Origin of the sequence: Methanolobus sp. (assembly GCF_030682845.1) — an archaeon.
GTDB lineage: Archaea > Halobacteriota > Methanosarcinia > Methanosarcinales > Methanosarcinaceae > Methanolobus.
Map to the genome: position 1 here is coordinate 1 of NZ_JAUXNK010000019.1, position 6,182 is coordinate 6,182.

Annotated in this window: 5 protein-coding genes and 1 pseudogene; all 6 read right to left on the reverse strand. The window is 42.9% G+C overall.

The genetic code is table 11. The features are described 5' to 3' along the window. Positions 1-558 (reverse strand): oligosaccharide flippase family protein (locus tag Q8J68_RS01840; RefSeq protein ID WP_305309859.1); only part of this gene is annotated, 558 nt, incomplete at its 3' end. A 115-nt stretch (positions 559-673) separates the two neighbouring features. Next, the gene (gmd, locus tag Q8J68_RS01845) at positions 674-1,708 is read right to left on the reverse strand and encodes a GDP-mannose 4,6-dehydratase (protein ID WP_305309860.1); all 1,035 of its coding nucleotides are present in this window, start codon (positions 1,706-1,708) and stop codon (positions 674-676) included. A 28-nt stretch (positions 1,709-1,736) separates the two neighbouring features. Continuing rightward, the gene (locus Q8J68_RS01850) at positions 1,737-2,663 is read right to left on the reverse strand and encodes a UDP-glucuronic acid decarboxylase family protein (RefSeq protein WP_305309861.1); all 927 of its coding nucleotides are present in this window, start codon (positions 2,661-2,663) and stop codon (positions 1,737-1,739) included. An 11-nt stretch (positions 2,664-2,674) separates the two neighbouring features. Further along, a complete protein-coding gene (locus tag Q8J68_RS01855) occupies positions 2,675-3,685 on the reverse strand; it encodes a sugar phosphate nucleotidyltransferase (protein ID WP_305309862.1) in 1,011 nt (336 codons plus the stop codon). Positions 3,686-3,789: 104 nt separating this feature from the next. Further along, positions 3,790-5,163, reverse strand: a complete 1,374-nt coding sequence (locus Q8J68_RS01860) for a mannose-1-phosphate guanylyltransferase/mannose-6-phosphate isomerase (protein ID WP_305309863.1) — start codon at positions 5,161-5,163, stop codon at positions 3,790-3,792. A 131-nt stretch (positions 5,164-5,294) separates the two neighbouring features. Beyond that, a pseudogene (locus tag Q8J68_RS01865) lies at positions 5,295-6,050 on the reverse strand (RNA-guided endonuclease TnpB family protein); the annotation flags it as partial. Positions 6,051-6,182 lie beyond the last annotated feature (132 nt).

Consider the following 6,182-nt stretch of genomic DNA (forward strand, 5'->3'; position numbering starts at 1 on the left):
CAGTTGTACTATGGAACCAACGAACATCCCTAGAACAAAACCACCAGTCAGTCCTGCAAGACCATACCCCAGAAAAACTGCAACTACTTGAATTAGAATTCGAGATATATTATTAATAAAACTTGCAGTTGCATTTATGCCCATTTTTCCGCATCCTACAGTACCGCTTGAAACCGCCCCATGTAAAAGTGACACAACAAGTGCCACCAATAACCAGATGAACGTTCCCGCACTGTTAAGGTCTACAAAATAGCTGCGAAATGCGATTAAAGCCACTAAAAAAACTGTCACAAATACAGAGCGCAGCACAACAAACGCACTGAAATATGCATCCTGTTCTTCTCCTTCACTGATGCGCTTGATTGCGGCTCCACCAAAACCACCATCAGTTATCAGTCCAATGATGTTTAGATATGCAAGAAACAGGAAGTAACCTCCCAGAATGTTTGCCCCTACTGTATGTGCAAAGTATATCGTGCTGAAAAAACCGATGACCGTAAGTGCTATCTGCCAGATGAGTGTCACTATACTCTGACGCTTGATTGCATTTATACCCATAATGCGGGATATAAATGTGTTTAATTTAGACATGGCTTATGAGTATTATCAACATGTATGATATCTTGGGAAAGTAAATAATAATCAATTGATATTACTAAAAACTGGGGATGAATCACAACTTCTCCAAATCCTCTCTCATCATCATCTTCACTAATTCCTGAAGTCCGACCTTGGCCTCCCATCCCAGCCTCTCCTTGGCCTTGCTCGGGTCTCCAATAAGAATCTCTACCTCAGTTGGCCTGTAATATCGTGAATCAATCTCGATTAGCACATTGCAGGTTTCTCTATCCATACCAACCTCGTCCACACCTTCACCCTGCCACTCAATCTCAATCCCAACTTCCATGAAAGCAAGCTCCACAAACTCCCTCACCGAATGAGTTTCACCCGTGGCGATTACAAAATCGTCAGGTTCATCCTGCTGCATCATTAGCCACATGGCCTCAACATAATCGCCTGCAAAGCCCCAGTCTCTTTTCGCATCAAGGTTGCCCAGGTATAACTTCTCTTGGAGTCCTTTCTTAATCTTAGCCACGGCCATAGTGATCTTCCTTGTAACGAAAGTCTCGCCCCTTATGGGTGACTCGTGATTGAAGAGTATCCCGTTGCAGGCAAACATGCCATAAGCCTCACGATAGTTGATAGTGATCCAGTAGGCGTATAGCTTGGCTGCAGCGTACGGGCTTCTTGGGTAGAATGGAGTTTTTTCGCTCTGAGGTATCTCCTGCACTTTTCCGTAAAGCTCGCTGGTTGATGCCTGGTAGAATTTCGTCTTCTTCTCCAGACCAAGGATACGTATGGCTTCAAGAAGCCTAAGAGTTCCGATAGCATCGGAATTAGCTGTGTATTCGGGTGTTTCGAAGGAAACCTGCACGTGGCTCTGCGCAGCAAGGTTGTATATTTCGTCCGGCTGTGTTTCCTGTATGATCCTTATAAGGTTGGTGGAGTCAGTCAGGTCGCCGTAGTGCATGAAGAAGTTAACGTTTCGCTCATGAGGGTCTTTATAGAGGTGATCGATACGTGCTGTATTGAAAGAGGATGACCTTCGTTTGATACCATGCACGATATATCCTTTGTTAAGCAGGAACTCTGCGAGATATGCGCCATCCTGGCCGGTAATTCCTGTAATAAGAGCTGTTTTAGTCATTAGTATTGCCTCAGTTGCTGACACATCATTATTCGGCACGTTTAAAGAATTCTATGGTTTCCTTTAATCCGTCCTCTAATTTTACTTTTGGTTCCCATCCCAAAACTTCTCTTGCTCTGGTAATATCAGGCCTTCTCACCTTAGGATCATCTACAGGTAATTCCTCGTACACTATCCTGGATTTGCTTCCGGTTATTTCTATGATCCTCTCTGCAAACTCCAGTACGGTCATCTCTGCAGGATTTCCGATATTGACGGGATCCGTATGCTCAGACATCATAAGTCTGTAAATTCCCTCTATAAGATCAGAGGCATAACAGAAAGACCTTGTCTGTTTTCCATCGCCGTAAACAGTGATATTTTCGCCCTTTAGTGCCTGGTTGATGAAATTTGGGACCACACGTCCGTCATTTGCCCGCATCCTGGGGCCGTAAGTGTTGAAAATACGAGCAATCCTTGTTTCAATGCCGTGGTGTGTGTGGTATGCCATGGTAATAGCTTCGGCATATCTCTTTGCTTCATCATATACGCCACGGGGACCGATGGGGTTCACGTTGCCCCAGTAGGTTTCGGGTTGGGGATTCACCAGTGGGTCTCCATACACTTCTGAAGTTGATGCCAGCAGGAGTCTTGCCTTATGTTCCTTCGCAAGGCCAAGCATATTATAAGTGCCAAGAGCACCCACCTTTAGCGTTTGTATGGGCAGTTCCAAGTAGTCGACTGGTGAAGCCGGACTTGCGAGGTGAAATATGTAATCTATCTTATCACCGAAATAGACAGGTTTTGTAATGTCGTGTTTTAGGTACGTAAAATTTTCGGATTTAATGTGTTCGATATTCTTTGTTTTTCCGGTGACAAGGTTGTCAATACATATTACCTTGTGACCTTTTCCTATTAACAGGTCGCATAGATGCGAACCCAGAAAACCTGCTCCTCCGGTTACAATCGATCTCATATTATCACGCTTTAAAACTCAATAGAGGATGAATCCCCGATATTCAAAGAATTATGTTTTCCTATGACGTTTGCGTCATCACCGACAATGGAAGATTGAAGGTTGACGCTGGAAAGGTGCGTTCGCGAACCAATGACCGTATTCGATATGATCGAGTTTTCGATAACCGAATCTTCTGCAATTGATGTGAATGGACCTACTACTGAATTCACTATTTTCACATTCGCTCCTAATATCACAGGTGGTATTATTACGGAACTTATACTATCATATACTTCCTGTTTACTTTCATGTTCGCTGAGCAATATCCTGTTGGCTTCCAGAAGCGATGTGGCATGCCCGCAGTCATACCAGCTTGAGACTTCAAACGTTTTCAGTTCACTGCCTCTTGAAACCATTTCCTGAAGTGCATCTGTCAACTGATATTCTCCTCTGGTCTTTACGCCATTCTCTATCATCCACTCCAGTATATCCAGGAGAAGCGGTGTGTCCTTAATAAAATAAACACCGGCAATCCCAAGATTTGAAGATGGATTTTCCGGTTTTTCTTCAAGCCTCTCAATATGGGACGATTGCTCTTTAAGGTATACTATACCATATTTCCTGGGTTCCTCAACTTCTCTTACGCCTATGGAAGCAGAACATGCCCCATTTTGACAGTATTGATCATGAAAGTCCTTGTAACCGGATTTGAATATCATGTCCCCAAGGGCTATCATCGTTTCAGAGTCCCGGATGTGTTCCTTCGCAAGGTACACAGAGTGCCCGAGTCCCATCCTGTTCTCCTGGCAGACGTATCTTATGTTAAATATACTGCTGTAATATTTATCAACATATGATATCAGTTGCTCTTTTCGATAGCCAACAATAAGTATTATCTCTTCAGGATGAAGGTCTATCATTCTGTCAAGTATGTGCCCTATGATTGGTTTACCTGCTATGAATACCATGGGTTTTGGTTTTGTGTGCGTGTGAGGGAATAGGCGTGTTCCGGCACCTGCAGCGGGTATGATGACTTTCATGTTTATTCCCGGTTAACTTCTCGAATATGATATAAATGCGAACCTTCTGTTGAAATATAATATTTATTTGACCCTTATTATTTTAAATGAATATAAGGGTTGTTTCAGGCTCTCCCATATTCATCATCAAATCTCACAATATCATCCTCTTCCACATACTCGCCCAGCTGCACTTCAATGATCTCCAGCGGGAGTCTCCCTGAATTTGACAGCCTGTGCTTCGAGCCCGCCTTGATGAATGTACTCTCTCCTTGTCTGAGGAAGAATTTCTGCCCGTCGTTCTCCACACACGCCATCCCCTTAACTACCACCCAGTGCTCGCTCCTGTGGTGATGGAGCTGCAGGCTTAGTTTCTTTCCAGGAAGGACCGATATGTTCTTTATCTTGTGGCCGCCTGAGTTCTCAAGCAGGGTATAGGAGCCCCAGGGACGATAAACGGTCTCATGGATGTTTATGCGCTCGTCATTTCGCTTTCTGAGAAAGCCTACCACTTCTTTAACCTTCTCGCTGCTCTTTCGGGGGCATATAAGCAGGGCGTCTGTGGTGTCAACAACTATCATATCATTTATATCTATAAGTGAAACCAGCTTTTTAGAATTGGAATGCACAAAGTTGTTCCCGGAATCGACAAATACATTCTGGCATGAAAGTGTGCAATTATTGGACCTATCCTTCTCCCATTCAGCGTAGAACGCGTCAAAATTCCCAAGGTCACTCCATTTACAACCAAGCCTGACAACGCTGACCCTCGAGGATTTCTCCATGATGCCGTAATCAATGGAGATATTTGGCATTTCTGCATATATTTCCTGTATGGTCCCGGAGTTCTCAAAAGCGTTCCACACATCCGGTGCTAATCGCTGCACTTCTTCTAAAAAGACCCCTGTGTCCATGAGGAACATGCCGCTGTTCCAGAGACAACCTTCTGAGATGTATCTTTGCGCATCTTCCTGGCAGGGTTTCTCCCTGAACTCCGAAACCTTGTGACCGATCTCAAGCTCCTCTCCTGGTTTGATATAGCCATATCCGGTATGTGGGGAAGAGGGAGCTATCCCGAAGGTCACCATGTATCCGGAGGTCAATTTTTCTGCACCGGAAATGGTTTCCATTGCGATTGGGTCAAGCACATGATCTGAAGAGAAGACGCCGACAACTGATCTTCCATGTGCTTTATCTATTTCCTTCATCCCATAACATATCGCGGGGAGAGTATTCTTTCCTTCGGGCTCAAGCAGCAGGTTCTCAATAGGGAGGTCATAACCAAGCTCTTCCACCTGCCCGATCGCAAAATACTTGTGAACTTCATTTGTAACGACATATATCTCTGATATGTCTGACACTTGCAGGCATCTTGATACTGTATCCTGAAAAAGGGATCTGTCCTTTATCTTCAGGAACTGTTTAGGATAAAGTTCCCGGCTAAGTGGCCATAGGCGTGTTCCCGATCCGCCTGCAAGAATTATTGACTTTATACACATTCCTCCGCTTTAACTAACTGGAAATTGTTTGCTTTGTGTGAACTACCATCCTATGAATAGGATGGCTTCCTGCTTCATTCTTTCCCCTTGTGAGGACAAGTCCACAGGCTCATTCCGTAGTTCCTACGGTGTTATATTCCAATTAAGTTTTGCTTATCAAGTGCAAACTTTTTGATATTAATAGCGGCATTAATATCTCGATCGTGATTGGTTTTACAATCAGGACATTGCCATTTTCTGTTTGCAAGTGTTAATTTACCGTTGTGATAACCACACATATTACAGATTTTAGTCGATGGCTCGAATTGTCCTATACGGAGTATTGTTTTACCAAACCATTCTGCCTTATATTCCAGCTTGGATACAAAAGAACTCCAAGAAGCATCTGCTATGTGCAATGCAAGGCAATGATTTTTCAGCATACCGCTAACGTTTAAAGTTTCCAATGCTAATGCTTGATTCTCACCTATCAGCTTAGAGGATAATTTATGTTGAAAATCATTTCTTTGGTTGCTTATCTTTTCATGGAGTTTTGATACTTCTAATCTGGCTTTTGCTCTGTTCTTTGAACCATTTTGCTTTCGACTCATCCTTCTTTGAAGGGCATTAAGGCGTTCTAATGATGTTTTAAGGTATTTTGGATTATCTATTTTTTCACCATTGGAAAGAACTGCAAAGTCCTTGATTCCAACATCGATACCAACAGTTACCTTTTCGTTGAACAGACTTTTAACGGGTGTTTCCTGTTTATCATCTACAAGAATGCTGATGTAATATCTTCCAGTTGATGTTCCGGATACAGTAGCTGTTTTTTCAATACCCTTAAATTTACGATGTAGTTTTGTTTTTATCCACCCAATCTTAGGAAGTTTTATTTTAGAGGATTCAGATTAACCCTCTTTTTTTAAGCATCTGATAAATTCAAGTTGTTACTCGTCCCACTTCATCCAAGATTTTTATGTTTTTGTTCCTTTTCACCTTAATTTTAGGATAGCTTACGCTATCTTAGATAGTTCCCT

Excerpts from the sequence above, each read along its gene's own strand:
- gmd (WP_305309860.1), bottom strand. The coding sequence starts at position 1,708 with ATGACTAAAACAGCTCTTATTACAGGAATTACCGGCCAGGATGGCGCA.
- Q8J68_RS01850 (WP_305309861.1), bottom strand. The coding sequence starts at position 2,663 with ATGAGATCGATTGTAACCGGAGGAGCAGGTTTTCTGGGTTCGCATCTA.
- Q8J68_RS01855 (WP_305309862.1), bottom strand. The coding sequence starts at position 3,685 with ATGAAAGTCATCATACCCGCTGCAGGTGCCGGAACACGCCTATTCCCT.
- Q8J68_RS01860 (WP_305309863.1), bottom strand. The coding sequence starts at position 5,163 with ATGTGTATAAAGTCAATAATTCTTGCAGGCGGATCGGGAACACGCCTA.